At 39.1% G+C, this 21,077-nt stretch carries 22 protein-coding genes and 1 tRNA gene; 7 read left to right on the forward strand and 16 right to left on the reverse strand.

Annotation, left to right across the window (positions count from 1 at the left end):
- Nucleotides 1-13 precede the first annotated feature (13 nt).
- The 4 genes from purD (at nt 14) to I6F54_RS08815 (ending at nt 5,082) form a co-directional block, all read left to right on the forward strand.
- Nucleotides 14-1,297, forward strand: coding sequence for a phosphoribosylamine--glycine ligase (gene purD / locus I6F54_RS08800; RefSeq protein WP_197119695.1), 1,284 nt, complete (start codon nt 14-16; stop codon nt 1,295-1,297).
- Nucleotides 1,298-1,409: 112 nt separating this feature from the next.
- Nucleotides 1,410-3,950 carry an EAL domain-containing protein gene (locus tag I6F54_RS08805; protein ID WP_197140924.1) on the forward strand — a complete coding sequence of 847 codons (2,541 nt, stop codon included), beginning with the start codon at nt 1,410-1,412 and terminating at the stop codon, nt 3,948-3,950.
- Between the two features lie 22 nt (nt 3,951-3,972).
- Nucleotides 3,973-4,782 carry a DUF2797 domain-containing protein gene (locus tag I6F54_RS08810; RefSeq protein ID WP_010553372.1) on the forward strand — a complete coding sequence of 270 codons (810 nt, stop codon included), beginning with the start codon at nt 3,973-3,975 and terminating at the stop codon, nt 4,780-4,782.
- Nucleotides 4,783-4,788: 6 nt separating this feature from the next.
- Nucleotides 4,789-5,082, forward strand: coding sequence for a hypothetical protein (locus I6F54_RS08815; protein ID WP_007586512.1), 294 nt, complete (start codon nt 4,789-4,791; stop codon nt 5,080-5,082).
- A 13-nt stretch (nt 5,083-5,095) separates the two neighbouring features.
- On the opposite strand, the gene I6F54_RS08820 is transcribed toward I6F54_RS08815, so the two are convergent.
- The 6 genes from I6F54_RS08820 to I6F54_RS08845 form a co-directional block, all read right to left on the reverse strand.
- The gene (locus I6F54_RS08820; protein ID WP_010553374.1) at nt 5,096-6,013 is read right to left on the reverse strand and encodes a histone deacetylase family protein; all 918 of its coding nucleotides are present in this window, start codon (nt 6,011-6,013) and stop codon (nt 5,096-5,098) included.
- Between the two features lie 152 nt (nt 6,014-6,165).
- Nucleotides 6,166-7,707 carry a serine hydrolase gene (locus I6F54_RS08825; protein ID WP_165740632.1) on the reverse strand — a complete coding sequence of 514 codons (1,542 nt, stop codon included), beginning with the start codon at nt 7,705-7,707 and terminating at the stop codon, nt 6,166-6,168.
- A 15-nt stretch (nt 7,708-7,722) separates the two neighbouring features.
- On the reverse strand, nt 7,723-8,217 hold the full coding sequence (locus I6F54_RS08830; RefSeq protein ID WP_007586500.1) for a gamma-glutamylcyclotransferase family protein: 495 nt from the start codon (nt 8,215-8,217) through the stop codon (nt 7,723-7,725).
- Between the two features lie 26 nt (nt 8,218-8,243).
- The gene (locus I6F54_RS08835; RefSeq protein WP_197119700.1) at nt 8,244-8,882 is read right to left on the reverse strand and encodes a LysE family translocator; all 639 of its coding nucleotides are present in this window, start codon (nt 8,880-8,882) and stop codon (nt 8,244-8,246) included.
- 11 nt (nt 8,883-8,893) lie between these two features.
- Nucleotides 8,894-9,667 carry a hypothetical protein gene (locus I6F54_RS08840; protein ID WP_007586497.1) on the reverse strand — a complete coding sequence of 258 codons (774 nt, stop codon included), beginning with the start codon at nt 9,665-9,667 and terminating at the stop codon, nt 8,894-8,896.
- 29 nt (nt 9,668-9,696) lie between these two features.
- Entirely contained in the window at nt 9,697-10,182 is a 486-nt protein-coding gene (locus tag I6F54_RS08845) for a CreA family protein (protein ID WP_165740633.1), read from the reverse strand.
- A gap of 207 nt (nt 10,183-10,389) precedes the next feature.
- Between I6F54_RS08845 and I6F54_RS08850 the strand changes: the two genes are divergently transcribed.
- Nucleotides 10,390-10,719 (forward strand): 5-carboxymethyl-2-hydroxymuconate Delta-isomerase, encoded by a 330-nt coding sequence (locus tag I6F54_RS08850; protein WP_002957818.1) that lies wholly within the window; start codon nt 10,390-10,392, stop codon nt 10,717-10,719.
- A 310-nt stretch (nt 10,720-11,029) separates the two neighbouring features.
- Here I6F54_RS08850 and I6F54_RS08855 read toward each other — a convergent pair.
- From I6F54_RS08855 to I6F54_RS08870, 4 genes are all read right to left on the reverse strand, one after another.
- Nucleotides 11,030-11,106 (reverse strand) — tRNA-Ile (locus I6F54_RS08855).
- Nucleotides 11,107-11,360: 254 nt separating this feature from the next.
- On the reverse strand, nt 11,361-11,858 hold the full coding sequence (locus tag I6F54_RS08860) for a hypothetical protein (protein ID WP_197119701.1): 498 nt from the start codon (nt 11,856-11,858) through the stop codon (nt 11,361-11,363).
- A 378-nt stretch (nt 11,859-12,236) separates the two neighbouring features.
- The gene (locus tag I6F54_RS08865; RefSeq protein ID WP_002957822.1) at nt 12,237-12,395 is read right to left on the reverse strand and encodes a YqaE/Pmp3 family membrane protein; all 159 of its coding nucleotides are present in this window, start codon (nt 12,393-12,395) and stop codon (nt 12,237-12,239) included.
- 72 nt (nt 12,396-12,467) lie between these two features.
- Complete coding sequence (locus tag I6F54_RS08870; protein ID WP_007586486.1) at nt 12,468-13,034, reverse strand: BON domain-containing protein; 567 nt, start codon at nt 13,032-13,034, stop codon at nt 12,468-12,470.
- 328 nt (nt 13,035-13,362) lie between these two features.
- Here I6F54_RS08870 and I6F54_RS08875 point away from each other — a divergent pair, with 328 nt between their 5' ends.
- The gene (locus I6F54_RS08875) at nt 13,363-14,031 is read left to right on the forward strand and encodes a LiaF domain-containing protein (protein WP_197140926.1); all 669 of its coding nucleotides are present in this window, start codon (nt 13,363-13,365) and stop codon (nt 14,029-14,031) included.
- Between the two features lie 38 nt (nt 14,032-14,069).
- Here the strand turns inward: I6F54_RS08875 and I6F54_RS08880 are convergent, their stop codons facing one another.
- Nucleotides 14,070-14,486 (reverse strand): VOC family protein, encoded by a 417-nt coding sequence (locus I6F54_RS08880; RefSeq protein ID WP_165741552.1) that lies wholly within the window; start codon nt 14,484-14,486, stop codon nt 14,070-14,072.
- 276 nt (nt 14,487-14,762) lie between these two features.
- Between I6F54_RS08880 and suhB the strand changes: the two genes are divergently transcribed.
- Nucleotides 14,763-15,566 carry an inositol-1-monophosphatase gene (suhB, locus tag I6F54_RS08885; protein ID WP_002957826.1) on the forward strand — a complete coding sequence of 268 codons (804 nt, stop codon included), beginning with the start codon at nt 14,763-14,765 and terminating at the stop codon, nt 15,564-15,566.
- A gap of 52 nt (nt 15,567-15,618) precedes the next feature.
- Here the strand turns inward: suhB and I6F54_RS08890 are convergent, their stop codons facing one another.
- The 5 genes from I6F54_RS08890 to tgt form a co-directional block, all read right to left on the reverse strand.
- On the reverse strand, nt 15,619-16,428 hold the full coding sequence (locus tag I6F54_RS08890; protein ID WP_166376400.1) for a substrate-binding periplasmic protein: 810 nt from the start codon (nt 16,426-16,428) through the stop codon (nt 15,619-15,621).
- 322 nt (nt 16,429-16,750) lie between these two features.
- The gene (gene secF, locus I6F54_RS08895) at nt 16,751-17,698 is read right to left on the reverse strand and encodes a protein translocase subunit SecF (RefSeq protein WP_007586474.1); all 948 of its coding nucleotides are present in this window, start codon (nt 17,696-17,698) and stop codon (nt 16,751-16,753) included.
- 9 nt (nt 17,699-17,707) lie between these two features.
- Nucleotides 17,708-19,567 carry a protein translocase subunit SecD gene (gene secD, locus I6F54_RS08900; protein WP_165739576.1) on the reverse strand — a complete coding sequence of 620 codons (1,860 nt, stop codon included), beginning with the start codon at nt 19,565-19,567 and terminating at the stop codon, nt 17,708-17,710.
- A 19-nt stretch (nt 19,568-19,586) separates the two neighbouring features.
- Nucleotides 19,587-19,922 carry a preprotein translocase subunit YajC gene (gene yajC / locus I6F54_RS08905; RefSeq protein ID WP_007586472.1) on the reverse strand — a complete coding sequence of 112 codons (336 nt, stop codon included), beginning with the start codon at nt 19,920-19,922 and terminating at the stop codon, nt 19,587-19,589.
- Between the two features lie 25 nt (nt 19,923-19,947).
- Nucleotides 19,948-21,075 (reverse strand): tRNA guanosine(34) transglycosylase Tgt, encoded by a 1,128-nt coding sequence (gene tgt, locus I6F54_RS08910; RefSeq protein ID WP_007586471.1) that lies wholly within the window; start codon nt 21,073-21,075, stop codon nt 19,948-19,950.
- Nucleotides 21,076-21,077: the final 2 nt, after the last annotated feature.

Below are 21,077 nucleotides of genomic sequence, written 5' to 3' on the forward strand. Positions count from 1 at the left end.
AGGAATTTTCGCCATGAATGTTTTAGTCATTGGCAGCGGCGGCCGCGAACACGCACTTGCGTTTAAAGCCGCTCAAAACACCAAAGTAAATACTGTATTTGTAGCCCCTGGTAATGCAGGTACTGCACTTGAACCAAAACTTGAAAACGTAGCAATAAACGTTGACGACTTAGAGGGTTTACTTAGTTTTGCACAGCAAAATAAGGTAGAGCTTACTATTGTAGGTCCAGAAATACCGTTAGTACTGGGTGTTGTTGATAAGTTTCGTGAACATAACATGGCTATTTTTGGCCCAACGGCAGGCGCAGCCCAGCTTGAAGGCTCTAAATCGTTTACTAAAGATTTTTTAGCACGCCACAATATTCCATCAGGCGATTATCAAACGTTTGAACAAATTGACCCAGCCCTAGCTTATTTAAAAGAAAAAGGCGCGCCAATTGTTGTAAAAGCAGATGGTTTAGCTGCAGGTAAAGGCGTAATTGTAGCAATGACGGAAGCCGATGCCGAAGATGCTATTCGCGATATGCTTGCGGGTAATGCTTTTGGCGATGCGGGAAGCCGTGTTGTTATTGAAGAATTTTTAGAGGGTGAAGAAGCGTCTTTCATTGTAATGGTTGATGGCAAAAACGTATTACCATTTGCTACCAGTCAAGACCATAAACGCGCTTACAATGGCGATGCCGGTCCTAACACGGGTGGCATGGGTGCATACTCACCTGCGCCAGTTGTTACGGATGAAATCCACCAGCGTATTATGAACGAAGTGATCTACCCTACGGTAGAAGGCATGGCAAGCGAAGGCCATCCGTACACCGGCTTTTTATACGCAGGTTTGATGATTGACGAAACAGGTACCCCTAAAGTAATTGAGTACAACTGTCGCTTTGGCGACCCTGAAACTCAACCAATGATGCTACGTTTACAATCAGACTTAGTTGAATTGATTGAAGCTGCTAACCGTGTAGAACTTGATAAAACAACGATTAAGTTTGACCCACGCGCAGCCGTTGGTGTTGTACTTGCAGCTAAAGGTTACCCTGGTGATTACCCTAAAGGTGATGCAATTTCGGGGCTAAAAGTTGATTACCCTGCGGGTGAAAAAGTGTTTCATGCGGGTACTAAGCAAAGTGGCAATGACGTTGTAACCGCAGGCGGTCGCGTATTATGCGCAACAGCACTTGGTAACACTGTTACGCAAGCGCAGCAGCGCGCCTATGAGCTTGTTAAACAAATTAGCTGGGATGGTATGGAATATCGTACTGATATAGCTTACCGTGCTATTGCACGCGAGCAATAGCCTGTAATACCTATTCATTGGTATAACCAGTTAATTTAACTACAAAAGCGCAGTTTATCTGCGCTTTTTTAGTGCTACACTAATTAAAAGGTTTTTTAAAAGTAAATTAACGTTGGAACTAAGAACTTTACGTTACCATGCAATTGCTGTTGCCATACTGATATTTATATTTTTTATAATCAGTACATTGGCATCAAACCTTGTCGTGCCTACACGATATACAATTGATAAAACGGCTCCAATGTACCTCGATTACGCCTACTATATTGACGAAACCAAAACTAAAACATTCGATACCATCATTAACCAACCTGAATTACTTACTCATCAACCATTTTCAGATGTTCCATGGAGTTTTAGCCAGCAAAACTATTGGTTGTTTCTTGATTTAGAAAATAAAAGCCTTAACAAGCAAAATGTTGTGGCACATTTTGACAACCCTATGGTCGATCACCTTACGGTTTATCGCCTCGATAAAAACAACAAACTAATTGAAACATATAAACTCGGCGATAAAGAAGAAGCCCTCTCTTTGTTTGAATACAGCGTACCGCATATTCGTTTTTTAGTAGAAAGAAAATCGTCACAGCGCCTAGTAATGAAAATAGACACAGTCGGCATAAGTAAAACACCTGTAAACTTATATCGTGATAAAGAGTTTATTGACTTAGTGCGCTCTCAAACTGGGATCTGGGGTATTTTTGTAGGCGTGCTATTGATGGCTGCGCTTTATAACTTGGTGCTTTATTTTGGCATAAAAGACCGTGTTTATTTAATTTATATTGGCTATATCATTAGTGCGTTAACCTTATTGGGTGCAGTGCTTGGTTTTGGATTTTATTTATGGCCAGTGCAATGGCAGTTATATATTCACGAAAAAGTCATATTTTTTAACTACGCAATATCATTTTTCACTCTCGCCTTTTGTACTATGTTTTTACGCTATCACAAGGACAATTGCTGGCGATACAAAATGAGCGTAAAACTGCTTTTGTTTATGTCAGTAATGGCTATAGCTAGTCTATTTATTCCTGAGTACATTGCAGCCCCGTTGTTTTTTTGTGTAATGGCACTTTTATACGTTGTTTGTATTATTTTAATTTATAACAAGCTACGTAGCGGCTTTAGGTGGGCTAAGTTTTATGTACTTTCGTGGATACCGCTGATATTTGGTGCGGTAATACAGCCTATGGAGCTCACTGGCTTTTTGGCTTATAGCTTTACCTCCCGCCATGCCTTTTTAATGGCTATTTTGTGCGAAGTTATTTTAATGGCAATGGCGTTAGCTGACCGAGTAAGGTATCAGCGCGAACGTGCGCTTTACCATGCCACGCACACACAACAAACAAAGTTACTTAATAGCTCCAAGCTAAAACAAGCATTTATGGCGCTACAAAGCCAAAACCGCTCAACAACTTTATGTTTAATAAAAATACGTCACTTTAATTCGCTCAATACAATTATTACCTCTTCTCAGGGCTACACACTTATAAAGCATGTAGCCAAAGAGCTTGAATTAGAACTCAGCCATGAACGCGAATTTACAAACCTCGAAACAGATTTAAACACCAGCCCACGCTTAGCCGATTTAAGCAGTGGCGTATTTGCCTGTATTTCTACTAAAACACAAAACCAAGAAATGCTAGAAGCACTACTGACTAAAATAATTAGCAGCCTACCAAAACAATATGAAATTAAAGGGCTAAACCTGCAGCTTAGTTACAGTATAGGTATTAGTAGTGCAGGTAAGAGTAACGACTTTGAATATTGGTTAAAGCGTGGTTATTTAGCGCTTAAAAAAGCAAAAGGTAGCGTTAATCAAGTTGGGTCATCGTCAAACGGTAATAATCTAATGATGGACGTTGCTCTAGCCGCTAAGCTGCAACACGCCATCAAAACAAATCAACTGGCACTTTATTACCAACCTCAAATAAACTTATTAAGTAACCACGTAAGTGGTGCTGAAGCTTTATTACGTTGGCCCGACCCAACTTACAGCAACTTATCAATTGAAGAACTAATAATACTTGCTGAGCACACAGGCATTATTAACGAGCTAACACTGTGGGTAATAGAGCAAGCCTGTAAAGACATAGTCAAGCTTACAAAAAATGGCTATAACGAGCACACAATTAGCGTAAATTTAAGCGCTAAAAACTTAACTATAAATAATTTAGCCGAAAAAGTAGAAAATATTTTAATTAAATACCAAGTGCCGGCACAGTTACTTAAATTTGAACTAACCGAATCGGCCTTCGTCGATAGCCAAGATGCACTTATAAAGTTAGTTGATGAGCTAACCGCATTAGGTATTAAAGTAGTACTGGATGACTTTGGGACAGGCTATGCGTCACTTAGCTACTTAGTCAATTATCACTTTAGTGAACTTAAAATAGATAAGTCATTTGTTTTTGATTTACCTAATAACCCTACTCACCAGGTTATTGTACAAACAGCCATTGATATGGCGCATAACCTCAATTTATCAATAACAATTGAGGGGGTAGAAACCCAGGAAATCCATCACTTACTCAAAGATATGAACGCTGACTACGCCCAAGGTTATTTATACGCAAAAGCACTGCCTTACACCGACTATTTACACTTCTTAAAAAGCCAATATAGCTTAAAAATGTTAGACTCCTCTTTTTAACATCTTTAGGGGCCAAGTAAAGATGCAAGGCACACTGCGTAAATTAAAATCGAGCTTAACCGAACCAGTACAATATCACTTACCTGTAGGTGAACACCTAGTAGACTTAAATGCATTTATAGGTAAGGAGCTTACGCTTACCTTTAGTGGCACTATTTTATGTTCTAACTGCGGTAAAAAAACCAAAAAAAGCTATTCTCAAGGTCACTGTTTTGTATGCATGCGCAAGCTCGCTAGTTGCGATATGTGTATTATGAAACCAGAAACCTGCCACTACGATCAAGGCACGTGCCGAGAGCCACAGTGGGGCGAAGAAAACTGCATGATCCCACACTATGTATATCTCGCTAACACCTCAGGGTTAAAAGTAGGTATTACCCGCCACACACAAATACCAACTCGTTGGGTTGATCAAGGCGCGACTCAGGCATTACCTATTTTTAAAGTGCAAACTCGCCTGCAATCAGGTTTAGTGGAAGTTGCATTGGCTGAATTTATTGCCGATAAAACGAATTGGCGCAATATGCTAAAAGGTCAAAACGAAGCAATTGACTTAAAAGCAGCTGCAGCCGAGCTGATCCCACAAATTAGTGAAAAGCTAAACGAGCTCAGTGAATTATTTGGCGCAACAGCAATAGAACAACTTGATGAAGATGTGGTTGATTTAAACTTTCCAGTAACCGAATACCCAACAAAAATCAGCTCATTTAACTTTGATAAAGACCCTGTTGTAAGTGGTGTTTTACAAGGTATTAAAGGCCAATACTTAATTTTTGAAAAAGGCGTTATTAATATTCGTAAATTTACGTCTTATGAAGTAACCGTAGGCTAACGGGCTATGTTAAACAGCTACCCACAGTTATTGGTTATTTATAATGAGCTTGAGATAGCCCATAACCGCCAAGAGCAACAAGAGTGCTTACACAGCGTTATGCAAAGTGAACTAAGCGATGTGCGAGTACTTAATAAGCAAGGTGACTACCTTAATTTACAAGGCACTGCTTGCCCTGAATTGAATGGCGAGCAACTAGCACAGCTTGTTACAGCTTACTTATTAAATGAAGGACAATGCTGCCTTGGTAAAATCAAAACCCTAAGCACAGCGCAGGCGTTTGATTTATTAGGGCTATAAACACTCTCTTTATTTAGATATCAGTAAGCACTTTTATATGCGCTACAGCACTGCGACCTAAAGCTGATAGCGCATAGCCACCTTCTAAATACGAAATAACACCTTTGCAGCCGCCCTCTTTAGCAACACCACATAGTTGCTCGGTAAGCCAAATGTAGTCATCCTCTACAAACTTTAAGCTCGCCATATCATCTTCTAGGTGTGCATCAAACCCTGCGCTTATAAAAAGTAATTCAGGCTTAAACGCTTTTAATTTTGGTAACCATTGCCCAGTAAATACCTCTTTTAGGTCATCGCCATTGCTGGCAATTGGCAAAGGAGAATTAACTATATGGCTATTATTTTTAACCGCTGTATTTGGGTAAAACGGATACTGAAATAACGAACAAAGCAGTACGTTTTCGTCATCAATAAAAATGTCTTGTGTGCCATTACCATGGTGTACATCAAAGTCAGCAATCGCAATCCGCTTAATCCCTTTGCTTTGTGCGTACTTAACGGCAATAGCTAAGTTATTAAACACACAAAACCCAGATGATGAATCTTTATTAGCATGATGCCCTGGCGGGCGCACAGAACAAAAAGCAGCATCGAGTTTATCAGCAAGTATTTCGTCAACAGCTAACAATCCGGCACCTACTGCCCGCTCAATCGCTTTAAACGAATCGGGGCACAACCACGTATCGCCATCTAAATTAGCGAGTCCTTCGGTTGGTAGTGTAGTTTCTACGTGTTTAACTAAAGCCTCATCGTGAGCAAGTAAATAATGCTCACGCTCGGCCTTAGGTGCCTGCAGGTGTGTTAAGCCAACATCTACACCGCTGGCTAATAACCTGTCGGTAATTGCATCTAAGCGCTCTGGGCACTCAGGATGGTCGTCTATCATTTTATGTTTACGGCAATGAGGGTGTGAAATAACTGCAGTACGCATAAAATGCTCCTAGCCAAAGTAAATTGAGTATTTAATATAACAAAGCCACCTAATGGTGGCTTTGCGACTTTGGTGTATATCGACACTTTAAATATCGACACTTTAAATATCGACACTTTAAATATCGATACCTTGAATATCAATGTTATTAGCTATTTTGCTTTTAAATGTAGGTTTCTAAAATCAAAGCTAAAGTCGGTAATTTGTGTTGATACTGCACGCATTTTAGCGCTGTTTACACGGTTTTGTGAGCTCATTTCAAAACGAATAAACGCATCCGCTTCAAGCAGCTTTTCATCCCACTTAACTATAAATGTATTACCAGTGTAATGCTCAAGTGTGCCTTTTAAGCGCTTAGTATGCGTAAAATCAATATGCAATTTACTATCAAGCTGCTCAATAATTACATCGCCATACCAATCATCATGTAATGTACCGGTGTAATTAATGTTTGGTAATTGTGGTTGGTAGTCAGCGGGGGCTTCTGGTTTTGCATTAGCGTACGCCTGTTGTTTACCTTCAAAATGACTTTTAGCTAAATCCTCTACCCAGTCTTTATCTTCGAGCTCAAGTGCATCTTCAAGTACTTCATGGGTTACTGCCGAAAGTGCACCGAAAGCTTGTTGATTAGATAAAATAACAATACCGAGTTTTTTCTCAGGCAATAAAGTAACTTGCGATACCATCCCTAAAATACCACCGCCATGACCTAGCTTTTTAAAGCCGTGGTAGTCTTCAATACTCCAACCTAACCCATAACCCCTAAACTGCTGATGATACGATTCAAACGCACTTTTAGACGCCATAGACGTAATATGTGGGTGCCACATTTGCGCTTGTTGCTTTTCGCTAAACAGCTGCTCGCCACTTGGCATTTTACCGCCTGCTAATTGCGTACGAAGCCATTGGCTCATATCGCTTACACTTGAAGCAATGGCACCTGCACCTCTAAAATCTTCTAAGTAATTCACAAAAAATGGATGAAGCGTGCCATCCATAGGAATATGACCTGTCGCCCAGTTTTTATTACTTTTTGGAATACGTGAAAATCCCGCGCGTGAGTTATCCATGTGCAGCGGCTGTAATATATTTTTTTCGATGTAATCGTTCCAGCTGATACCCGACACACGTGCAACCACCTCACCAGCGGTAACAAACATCAAGTTGTTATAAGCGTATTTACTACGAAAACTGCTCGCTGGTTTTAAATACTGTAATCCCGCTAAAATTTCATCAACTGACTTATCGGTACTTGGCCAAATCATTAAATCGCCCTGCCCTAGCCCCAGCCCACTGCGGTGACTTAATAAATCACGAATACGCATTTCGCGTGTTACGTATGAGTCGTATAATCTAAACTCTGGTAAATGATCAATTACGCGGTCATCCCAGCTTAACTTCCCCTCATCAACCAACTTGGCAAGCGCTGCTGTTGTAAACGCTTTCGTGTTTGAAGCAATACCAAACAAGGTGTCTTTGTTTACTTTTTTGTTGGTATCGAGATTAGTTACACCAAAGCCTTTAGCAAATATTACTTTATCGTTTTCAACAATGGCGACTGCCATACCGGGTACGTCAAAACGCGCCATTGACGCTTTAATAACGTCGTCAATTTTGTTGGTATCAACTTGTGCCCAGCTACTAAACGAAGTGCCTGCTAGTAGTGCAATTGCGGCAAGTTTGGTTAATTTCATATCAATCCTATTTTATTATTTTTGATGAACTGCAAATTCAATTGCTGCGCGCTCTTGATTGGTATCGCTTTTTTGTGCGCGATTTAATATCGCATCACTGTATTCTTTTGGTACGCCCGCTTCAAGTGATCCGCGATGAACGTGTTTTATGTACCAATCGTATGGGAGTACATCGCTGTCATGGGTATTAGCTATATAACAATGTGCAGTTACAGTCTCACCCGTTAGAAGCGTTGGGGCTATATCTACGCAGTCGTAACCTACGCCCTCAATACCATCTAAAATAACTTTTTCATCTTCATTAAGCTCATAAATAACGCCGTAAACCAGCGCGCCTTCTTTATCGCTTGGGCAAATACTGCATTTGCCAGAGCCATCTTTAAATAGCATATCAAAAGTTAGCTCGTAACCTTTAAGTACCGCTGTTCCTACACGCTTTACATTAGGTAAGCGCGCTAACAAACGATTAGATGACATATTGGAGCCAAACGAAAAATTATATAACGGCATTTTATCTCCTGTACTTTTTAAATAAGTTAAATAACAACACGTACTGCAAGAGCAATTAAAATAACGCCAATTCCACGGTCAAACCAATAACCGCGTTGTTGGAAAAAACCCCTTACATTATTTCTAGAAAGTATTATTGAAAGCATTGAAAACCACGCCCAAGTAGCCAATGCCATGTACACACCGTAACCGATCTGTACGCTAGTCGGTGTTGTTGGGCTAATCACGAGTGTAAATAATGACATAAAAAATAACGTGGCTTTTGGGTTTAATGCATTTGTGAAAAAGCCGCGCCTAAAAGCAAGCCAAACAGGTTCCTCTTGAACGGTTTTGTTTTCAACATCTTTTGCAGCCTCGCCTTCATTACTTGCTGGAGGTTTTGCAGCTCTGAGTGCTTGTACGCCTAAATAAGCTAAATATGCACCGGCAAGATACTTAAGCGCCATAAATAAACTAGGCGATTGCGTTAAAATAAGCGCAACACCTAAAACGCAATAGGCAACGTGCAGTAAAATAGCAGCGCCAACACCGGCGCTTGTCCACAATGCATTGCGCCTTCCTTGTTGCACACTTTGCTTAAGTACTACGGCAAAGTCAGGCCCTGGGCTTGCTACTGCAAAAAAATGAGCAATAACAATCAGTAAAAATTCATCTAAGTATTCCACGCAGATCCTTGCTAGTTTGGCGAATAAGCTAATAACAGCGGGTTAGCCGAGTTATTTACCAATGCTTTAATTTCTTTTTGTGCTTTTTTAAACTGACCACGTAAATGCGGCTTTAAATGTTTTTTAGACACTTTATCGTTTTTAAAGTAACTAATCAGGGCATGCATAAATACCGTATGTGTTTCACTTAACTTAGCTTCACGGTTAGCGTATGGATTATAACAAGAGCCACAACCGCCTTTAAACTGATACACCGTGTTGCTCATCATCACACCAAATCCTAAAAAACAGGCAAGTGCATCGGCAGCTTGTGGTAAATACTCCCTACCGCCTGGCGGTAGCACCCCAACGTGATGAATAAGTATGGTGGCCAGAGTACCCGCATAACTTGCCACTAAATCTTGTGGCTGATTAATCTGATTAGGATTAAAAGAGATACTGACCTTATGGCTTGGCGGCACAATTAAATGGCTGCCTTCGCCACGTATTTCATCACTAAATTCAAAGTGCGGAAAAACTTGCGGTTGTAACTGCTGAGGTGCGACTAATTGAATAGGCCATGCATTCATACCCGCGTAATTAGTAACGCGGGTAAAAACATTACTCGCCATTTCCTCAATGCTCGATACCGAATCAGGGAAAAAAGTGGCCGTTGGCAGTATTATTTGAGTGTGCTTTGTAAAGAACTCAGCATCAAAATTTTCTACAGCCCAAATAAATGTATCAATAAGCCATTGCTGCTCTTGATCTTCCAATAAAGGTGCCGATTTAAATAAAGCTAACATAAGGTGCTCTTATAAGTTTTAGTGCTAGTTTAGTTTTTTTGTGTAAGCGCCCAATCCCACGCTTGAGTATTGTATAGCGGCACTGTTGATAGTGCATGGTGGTGGCTACCACTGGATTCTTTAGTTGAATACGATAAGTACAATAAAGTACGATTCTCAGCATCGTAAATACGGCGCACTTTTAGTGATTTAAATAATATACTTTTAGATGATTTGAATATCACCTCGCCCGACTTGCTGCGGTCTATTTTTTGTAGCTGCTGCGCTGTAATAGGACCCGTTTGACGACATGCTATAGACATATCAGACGGATCAGAAAAGTCCAAATTAGCCTCTATATGACTAATATGACAAGTAACGCCTTCAAGGATTGGATCTTGCTGCGAATTAACCACAACATCTTTAGTTGTAAATAACCCCAAACTTACCGATGCAACATCGTCAGAGCAAGCACTTAATGTAATAACTGCACCTGTAAGTAAAGCTAAACGTTTAAATTTTTGTGGTAATTTCATACTTATCCTTAATTAATATATAAGTAACTTGGCACCTACGTTACTAAGCGAAGGTTCACCTGTTTGTTTTTATACTAACATCAAAAATAAATACGACTAAATTAGTTTAAAGTAAAGATTTTAGATAGCTCAGGGTTTAGCGAACCCTGTTGTATTTGATACAATTAACTCTCGCTCATGCAGTAACTCATAATAGGAAACGCCTAAATGCCGCACATTATTATTGAACACTCAGAAGACCTCCCTGTTTTACCACAAGTACTGGTAGAAAAAATTCACACTACCGCTTTCGAAAGTAACTTATTTGAATTAGAAACCATCAAAACACGCGCTATTGCTTATCAGCAATATCAACTTGGCGCAGGAAAATCAGGGTTTATACATATCGCGGTACATATTTTAGCGGGACGCTCAATTGAGCAAAAACAAATGTTAAGCGAACTATTACTTTCATGCTTAAAAACATACTGCAGAGCATCAGACAGTTTAAGCGTAAATATTTACGATATTGAGCATGAGATATACCGTAAAAATTAGTTAACTCTTGTAGTTTTGAGCAATAGAAGTAAACACTAGCAAGTAAAAAGCCCCAATAGGGGCTTTTTTTGTATTCTGAAATCAGATGCAGCTCATTATTATTTACAAGACAGAGCATGAATAGCGTCCGATCTAACGCTGGAATTTAATAGTGCATTCGCACTCTTTCAAATTTAAGAAAGCTTAGCTTAATCTATGGATTAACTTTATTTAAATTATACTTATTATTAGGGGTAGATAAAGAATAATAAATTACACGATATTAAATTCATATAGCATTAAATAATTTGAATAGGTATTTTTTGGAAAGTGGTGGCCCCTCCCAGACTCGAACTGGGGACCTAACGATTATGAGTCGTGTGCTCTAACCAACTGAGCTAAGGGGCCAACTTTTATATAACTGCTAGGCAGTTAATTTTTGAAGCGTTCAGTCACAGAGCGACTAAAGCGGGTTGCAGTATAAAAACTTTTTAGGTGCTTGTCACTACCAAACACCTTTATTTTAACAATCAGTAAGCTAACTGCTTAAATAGTAATCTTTTAGGTGGGTATAAGCATAAAATACAAGATATTTCCCATGATATTCTCTGCATTAAATTATAACCCCCCCCTCCCACATGTAGTCTTTTATATTTAACGCTCTACTTTTTAAGTAAAGCTAACATATATGTGTAGGCATACAAGGCTGTAAAAAATATGCTTGGGGCTACTGTAAGTGCCAAATTAGGTGTCTGATTAATTACATTCACCATAATCACTAAGCTCGATTGAACACTAATCGGAATAATAGGCGCAAAAAGTACACCTGCTATTTTTTTGTTACCTAAATACGATGCGCTAGAGTTAATTGCATTATTGAAGCTTTGTCGTATTGCTACGTTTTGTGGTGTTTTAGAATGAAACATACAAATAATTGGAGTTACAAACGCAAGCGTTACATAACTAGACTTATACTTGTTGACGACCTTTTCTAAAATAAAAGTAAAAAACAGCGTTACAAATCCACTATACAAACCTTGTACTAATGCAGCTTGAAGCGTGACCGATTTAGCAATATCTGCCGAACTGTTTGCCCAGTAGGCCCAGCTAAAATAAAAAACGAATGACACAACGCCTGACAGTATAAGTCGAATATTCAATTAGCTACCTCAATATGCGTAAAAGCTTGGTGTAATGATAACACTAGAAGTGATGGTAATATTGTCACTAAATAATAGAGTAATTAATCGCGTATTGTAGATATATAAACAAACTAATATTAAAGATTTCCTAAATGGCATCAATACAGAATCAGAACACTACTGTTAGTTAGAAAGCTTAATTGAAGTAAACAATGGTTTGGCTGAGGGAATGTTGGGAGTGAGTTACAAGAAATAAATCACTTAGTTTGAGTAAATTAAAAATTAGATTTTGATAAAAAATATTTACTTTAAAAATTAATATTGTGAGCCGAACAGTACTGGGGCACTTTTATCATTAGGCCTCAGTAGTCGGCTTACACAATATATAATCTGTCATTATTTTTTCGCAATAATGTAGATTGCATGTATTAACCCTGGGAAATAACCTAGCAGTGTTAATAAAATATTTAACCAAAAGTGCATACCTAAGCCAACTTGCAAAAATACACCTAATGGCGGTAATAAAACTGAAAGTATTATACGAATAATATCCATGACTAAACTCCATTTAAATTAAGCATTAAAAAGGCGTAAAGCCCAGTGTTAGTGGGCCTTAACTATACTGTACTATTCAGCAACAATAGCTAGTTTATCAACTACGTCACGAACATCTTCAGCATTTTTAGCAATTTTAACTGCTAGTTGTTTTTCAGCTTCAGACTCTACTGAACCGTTCAGAGTTACAATACCGTTGTCGGTATCAACATCAATGTCTGTACCACCTACTTCTGAGTCAAACAGGAAGCGAGTTGTGATTACAGTGGTGATTTTAGCGTCCGTTAGGTCGTTATCATCATCGTCCATCATGTCATTGCTTTTATCTTTGGTATCCATGCTTTTAACAACAGTAAGGCTGTTATCAACATCAGATACACCATCTAGGCTAAGTACAAGTTCTTCTGCTAGCTCTTTATCAAGCTCGCTATTAACTTTACCTGTAAGTACTACTTTGCCATTTTTTACATCAGTGTTAATGTCAAAGTTGTTTAGATTAGTGTTCATAAGTAGAACTGTTTCTGCCTTACCATCAATCCAAGCATCTTTACTTTCGTTTTCCCAGCTGTTTGCTTGGGCACCCATAGCCGTAGTACCAAGAACTAGAGCTGCGATAATAGACTTGTTAAATGTTTTCATAATCTTTCTCCTTTTGATTAAAGACACTTTAACTAATGCGAGCTTTGGGCCAACTTTATTTATACTTAAATTTCAATAGGTTGAGTTTACTTTGGAGTGAGGCATTATCTATAGTTGTGTAACTATTTACAGGCTACTCGGTAAAAATTTCTCAAATAGTGAAAATAGCTAGATAATTGCATTTTTGGTTAATCTATCGTTAATATAACAAAATAAAAAACATCATTATAAATTAACCTACTGATAATTAGGGTGATTATATTTGGTGCGTGCTTTGCATACAAACATCAAGAGCAGTATCAATAGTAAATACAATAAGGAATGCCCCATGTCTGTAAAAGTTGAAGACCGCCCAATAGAGCAAGTACGCGAACAAGTAATTGACCAATTAATTTATAATTACAGTCATGGGGTTATTTCTGTTGATGCATTTGAGAGACGTTTAGATGACGCGATGGATGCACCTAACAACGAAGCACTTTTAGCCTTAGTAGAGGATTTAACACTTAATACAGACCAGCAATATAAAGCAGAAAAACAATCGCAATTTTCTCCACATTATAGTGCACAGCAAAACAGTGATGATGATTTTACATTACGCAGTATTTTAGGCTCTAACGAACGAAGCGGTCAGTGGGTTGTCCCAAAAAATATATATTTAAGTAACTTTATGGGATCGGTGGTACTTGATTTTACTGATGCCATTTTTGCGCATCAAAATGTAACTATTCACGTTAACTGTATTTTTGGTAGCGATGAGATTTACGTACCAGAGCATGTAAATGTAGTGTCTAAAATGTTTTGTATTTTAAGTAGCCTTGAAAATAAATCGGTATCACTTAACAAACGCCAAGGTCCTACTATTCATATTGAAGGAAAGGCAGTTATGGGATCGGTTGAAGTAAAAATAAAGCGCACAATTAAAGAAAAATTTATGAGCTTTGCAAATGAGCTAAAAACCCAGTTTGGCACGGGTAATAATAACCGCTCACTATAATTGAGTAGCAGCACTTTAGCGTGCTGCTTAGTATTTTATTATAAATCGTTATTTCGCTCGCTTGGTATATCACTTAAATACTCTACAAACTCAACTTCAAACCCTGCAGGATCAATAAAGTAGACATTCTTTCTGAAAGGATTCTCGCTACCTTGCTTGCTTACTGTAAAACCCACTTTATTTAAGCGCATTACTACTGCGCTTAAATTATTAGTTACATAAGCAAAGTGTGCAAAACCAATTTGATGGCCCGATAAGTTTCTGTTTTCACCCTCACCATGACTGCTTATCGCAATGTAATGCGTGTCATCTCCAAAGTGTACCCAGCGTCTTGGTTTTCCATGCCAATCGCCTCTGCCCTCACTTCTGACTGACCAATGCGGAAATACAGCTTGGTAAAATTTAAGCATACTATTTATATCACTCGCGACTAAGTTTACGTGCTCTAAATACATAATGTTGTCCTATCAATTAAGTTAGGGGCACGATAAAACCTCAAGCTAACTTTAGGTAAAGCGTTATTTAAAATTAATTCAATTTAATTAACACACAAAGGAACATAGTGACTTATTAATTGCTCATTATTATTTTTTAAAAATATAGACACTTTTCAATCTTGTATAAAAAACAAACATAAGTATTTGGGGTTTATTGTTTACTTTATGTCAAAAGTCGCTAAAATACGCCGGCTGAAATATATAAACGTTCTTTTACAACCCAAAGGTAATACCATGCATCCAATGTTAAACATTGCGGTTCGCGCTGCGCGCAACGCAGGCAAAATTTTACTTCGCGCAAGTGAAGATTTATCAAAAGTTGAAGTGCAACAAAAAGGCGCTAACGACTTAGTAACTAACATTGATAAAGAAGCCGAAGCCGTAATTCGTGACACTATTTTACAGTCTTACCCTACTCACTCTATTGTTGGTGAAGAATTAGGTGAGCATAAAGGCAAGGATGATGATTACCAATGGATTGTAGATCCTATCGATGGAACAACTAACTTCATCAAAGGTATCCCTCATTACGCGGTTTCTATCGCACTTAAAGTTAAAGGTCGTTTAGACCAAGCTGTTATTTATGATCCAATTCGTGGTGAGCTTTTCACTGCATCTCGCGGTCAAGGCACTCAGTTAAACAGCAAACGTCTACGTGTTAGCAAAACTACGGTTCTTGCAGGCACTGTACTTGCTACTGGTTTCCCTTTCAAAAACAAAAACCACATGGATGCATACACTGAAGCGTTTAAAGCATTGTTTGTACACACTGCAGACATTCGCCGTGCAGGTTGTTCTGCTTTAGATATGGCATACGTTGCAGCTGGTCGTGTTGATGGATTTTTTGAAATTGGTTTAAAACCTTGGAACTCTGCTGCAGGCGAACTTATGGTTAAAGAAGCGGGCGGTATGGTTGTAGATTTCGCTGGTGGTAATAACTATAACCACAGCGGCAATATTATCTGTGGTTCACCAAAATTGACTCAAGCAATTATTCGTGAAATTCGTCCAGTATTAACTGAGTCGTTACTTCGCTAATTGCTGCTATTAATAGCATGCTAAAAAGGAGCTCAGGCTCCTTTTTTTGTGCCTAAAAATAAGGGTTATCGAGCTTAATCTCTATCGTTTTGCCTTTTGTATAAGGTAGTGTATTTAAATCCTTTGCGAAGTATTCATTAAATAATGCGTCAAATTCACCGCTTTCCTGCATCACTATTAATCCCTCTTCAACAGCCTTTGCTAATTCAGGTTTACTCTTAGTCACAAAGTAATAAATACCGGTTGGATAACTTATGTATAAATTAGGCACGATTACTAAATTACTTTGTTTGTTTTCAACAAGCTCAGAGTTAACCTCAATAAACGAACGAGGAAAGTAATCTATTCGTCCACGGCTCGTTAAAGTGAACATGGCTTGGTAGTTAGTAAGCGGTCTTACATGTAATCCGTTATAGGACATTATTCTTGTATCTGGCCAGTTGTGCCCTTGTACAGCCGAAAACGTAGCTAGCTGCTCAATATTTTTTACCTTTTTAAAGCGCGCCAAGTTTTGCTTATTAGTTAATAAAGCTCGCTTACCTATATAGCCTTTAAATAGTGGTATTTTTATCGCCAAAGCAAGCGCCTCTCGCTCTGGACTGCTCATACTCCAATACATATCTAATTCGTTATCATCTAGGTTTATTAACTTACGCTTTTGCAGTTCTGATATGGGGGTCATTCGGATAACACCGGAGTAGTTAACACTTTCAAGTGCACGTACTAATAACTCATTGAGGTATTCTTCTCGTGCGTTTTGGGTATCTTGCTTTTGAGCAACATTAATTATTTGCTCTTGCGCCATAAGTGAAAAACTTACAAACAAACTAAATACACTGATAGAAACTTTTATTGGTAACATAATAATTACCTGCTTTGTTTAAATTACCTATTATTGGCTGAAAGGCTAAACACTTCTAAAGCATCCCTTGAGCACATAAATAAATAGATAACTAGAGCGATAACACTTGGCTTATTTTAGCCTCAGTGGCCGGTGACTTAACCTATGGCGATTTATATATTATTGCAAAAAGGTCCTACCGATTCACACTACAAAGTTAGCACTGTTTTCGTAAGCTTGCACTGTTACATCCGCTAATGAAAACTTAGACGCCTGAACAATTAATAAATTGCAGGTATAAAAAAACCGCTCATAGGAGCGGTTTTTATTTAATGAGACTCTACTACGGCATTGCGTCTAGGTCTGCACCTTCTTTTTCAATTACTTCTGGTATTAAGTCTTCTTTGCTTACGCCCATTGCTATAGCAACAGAACTCGCAACATAAATCGAAGAATAAGTACCAATAAACACACCAAACAGCAATGCAGTTGCAAAGCCATGAATGGTTTGTCCGCCCCATGCAAACAAAGCAATCAATACTAAAATAGTCGTGATTGAGGTTACAAGTGTACGGTTAAGTGTTTGCGTAAGTGAAATATCAATAATTTCTACAGTATCGTCAATGCGCACTTTACGGAAGTTTTCACGAATACGGTCAGATACAACAATCGTATCGTTAAGTGAATAACCTATTACCGCAAGAATTGCCGCTAATATAGTTAAATCAAACTCTAAACCTAATATCGAAAATAAACCCACAGTAATAATAACATCGTGTAGTAGTGCACCTACTGCACCCACAGCAAAGCGCCATTCAAAACGAAATGCAACGTAGATTAAGATACAAATAAGTGCAGTTAACATGGCAAGGCCACCCTGCTCTTTTAAGTCTTCACCTACACTTGGGCCCACAAACTCAATACGGCGCATTACTACGCTGTCATCAGCTTTTTTAAGCGCATCGATTACTTGGTTACCAATTACTTCGGCTTTTACATCACTACCGCGCGGTGCTAAACGAACTAAAATCTCTTGGCTTGAACCAAATAGTTGTACTGATGCATCAGCAAAACCATTATCAGCTAGCGCAGCACGTACTTTTTTAAGGTCTGCTGGCTGTGAAAAACCAACTTCTACCGCAGTACCGCCGGTAAAATCTAAACCAAAATTTAGACCTTTAACAAAAACTGATGCAAACGACGCTAAAATTAATAACGTCGAAAAACCCATAGCCACTTTACGAAGAGACATGAAACGAAGGGTTCTACTACCCAAACTTAAAATTTGCATGTCAGCTCCTTAAATCGAAAGTTTATCAATACGTTTACCACCAACAAATAAGTTGATTACCGCACGGGTACCAACAATGGCTGTAAACATTGAAGTTAAAATACCAATCGCAAGTGTCACTGCAAAGCCCGCAATCGGACCTGTGCCTACTGCAAACAGTATAATGGCAGCGATTAACGTGGTGATGTTAGCATCAAATATAGTGCTAAATGCGCTATCGTAACCGAAATGAATCGCTTGTTGAGGGCTGCGGCCATCGGCCAGCTCTTCACGAATACGTTCAAAAATAAGTACGTTAGCATCAACTGCCATACCTACGGTTAATACAATACCTGCAATACCAGGTAGCGTAAGTGTCGCGCCTGGAATTAAAGACATAACACCAACAATCAGTACTAAGTTAGCCGCAAGCGCAAGGTTTGCAACCATACCAAAGCCTTTGTAGTACACAAGCATAAACACAAGTACAAACGCAAAACCAAGTGCAACCGCAGTCATACCCGCTTCAATATTTTCTTGACCTAAACTTGGACCAACAGTGCGCTCTTCAACAATTTGAATTGGTGCTACAAGCGCACCTGCACGAAGTAGCAAACTTAAGTTATGTGCTTCAGCTGGGTTATCGATGCCGGTAATACGGAACGAGCGATCAAGACGTGCTTGAATTGTTGCTACGTTAATAACTTCTTCAACCTTAATAGGCGGAAGCGCTTTACCGTCTGCATCTTTTTTACCTGATGGCTTGTACTCAATAAATACCGTTGCCATACGCTTACCAATAGCACGTTTGGTAAAGGCATTCATTTTTGCCCCACCTTTGCTATCTAGCGTAATACTCACTTGCGGGCGTTGGTATTCATCAGCGCCAGATTGCGCGCCAGTTATATGGCTGCCTTCTAGAATAATACGCTTTTTAAGTACAACAGGGTAACCGTCGCGGCTCATGATCATTTCAGTACCCGCAGGGATACGACCTTGAGCAGCAGCGCTAATATCAGCGTTTTCGTCTACTTCACGAAATTCAAGTGTTGCTGTTGCGCCTAAAATTTCTTTAGCGCGTGCTGTGTCTTGAATACCAGGTAGTTGAACAATAATACGCTCAGCGCCTTGGCGTTGTACGTTAGGTTCTGCAACACCAATTTGGTTGATACGGTTACGAATAATCGTTTCATTTTGCTTGATAGCGTAGTCACGAATTTCTTTGAGTTTTTGCTCACTCATTGTCGCAAAAAATGCTTTATCGTTACTGCTGTCATCAATGTAGACATTTAGCGGGTAGCGAGTTTCTAAGAAACTCTCTGCTGCATTTTTGTCTTCTTCAGTACGCATTTCTACACGCATACGATCGGAGCCTGCTACGCGGCGAACACTACGGTAACGTAGTTTTTCTTCGCGCAGGTCGCTACGAAAATCTTGTTCCATTTGCTCAAGCTGGTTATCAACCGCTGTTGCCATGTCGATTTCCATGGTGAAATGTACGCCACCACTTAAATCAAGACCTAGCTTCATAGGGTTACCACCAACCGCTTTTAACCAAGCTGGTTGAGCTGGTGCCATATTAATGGCAGAAATATAATCGTCGTTAAGCGAATCACGCAGTAAGTCATGCGCTTTAAGCTGTTCTTCAACATTTTTTAAACGAACTAAAATTTGTCCATCTTCAAGTATTGTCGATTTAGCGGTTACATTATTTTTTTCAAGGATTGCGTTTACTTTGTCTACAACACTGAGATCGACATCAGCGCCTTTAGCACCTGAAACTTGTATAGCCGGATCGCGACCATACAAGTTTGGAGAGGCATATAAAAGGCCAATGGCTACCACAGCTAAAACAAGTAAATACTTCCAAACTGGAAACTTGTTTAACACGGGGTCGTCCTTATTATTTTTATAGCGACTTCATTGTGCCTTTTGGCAATACTGCAGATACTGCAGATTTTTGTACTGTTACTTCTGCTTGCTCGTTTAAAGAGATAACGATGAAATCTTTCTCTTCAGAAATCTTCACAATTTTACCCACTAAACCGCCTTGGGTAAGTACTTCATCGCCTTTAGCCATCATACTCATTAAGCTTTTGTGCTCTTTAACGCGCTTAGCTTGCGGGCGGTAGATTAAAAAGTAAAAAACCAAACCGAAAATAGCTAACATTATTAGCATTTCCCAACCACCGCTTGCTGCAGGTTGACCAGCTGCTGCGTGTGCATTTGAAATAAATAAACTCATGATACTTCCTCTTTAATTTTAAAGTTTAATTTTTTATATCTACTAGCTCTGGCACGTCTTGGCCTCGGCGAGCATAAAAATCTTGTACAAATTCTTCTAATTTACCTTCGCTAATTGCATTACGTAAACCTTCCATAACACGTTGATAGTAACGTAAGTTATGAATTGTGTTTAGTCGCGCACCTAAAATTTCGTTACATTTATCAAGGTGATGCAAATAAGCTCGTGAATAGTTTCCACACGTATGGCAATCACACTCAGGGTCAAGTGGCCCTGTGTCTGTTTTATGTACTGCGTTACGTATTTTAACTACACCCGTGGTAATGAATAAATGGCCGTTACGCGCATTACGTGTTGGCATAACACAGTCAAACATATCAATACCACGGCGAACAGACTCAACTAAATCCTCTGGCTTGCCTACACCCATAAGGTAGCGTGGTTTGTCTTCTGGCATTTTAAACGCACAATGATCAAGAATATTCATCATTTCGTTTTTAGGCTCGCCTACTGATAGACCACCTAATGCATAGCCATCAAAGCCAATTTCTTCTAAGCCTGCTTGCGATTGTGCACGTAATTCTGGGTACATACCACCTTGAATAATACCAAACAAAGCAGATGGATTGTCGCCATGCCCTTCTTTTGAGCGCTTAGCCCAACGAAGAGATAACTCCATAGAATCTTTAGCTTCTTTTTCAGTTGCTGGATATGGCGTACACTCGTCAAAAATCATAACGATGTCTGAGCCTAAGTCGCGCTGTACTTCCATCGACTTTTCAGGCGACATCATAATTTCATCACCATTTACTGGAGATTGAAATAACACGCCTTCTTCAGTGATTTTACGCATTGCGCCTAAGCTAAATACTTGAAAACCGCCTGAGTCAGTTAAAATTGGGAAATCCCAATTCATAAAGTCGTGTAAATCACCATGTTGCTTAATGATTTCAGTACCTGGACGAAGCATTAAATGAAAGGTATTACCTAAACATATTTGCGCACCAGTGGCTTTTACTTCATCTGGCGTCATACCTTTTACAGTACCGTAAGTACCAACAGGCATAAATGCAGGTGTTTCTATTACACCACGGTCAAAAATTAAGCGGCCGCGGCGCGCTTTTCCGTCAGTACAATCTAATTCAAATTTCATAT

Source organism: Pseudoalteromonas sp. SWXJZ10B (genome assembly GCF_015864475.1).
GTDB classification, from domain to species: Bacteria; Pseudomonadota; Gammaproteobacteria; order Enterobacterales; family Alteromonadaceae; genus Pseudoalteromonas; species Pseudoalteromonas arctica.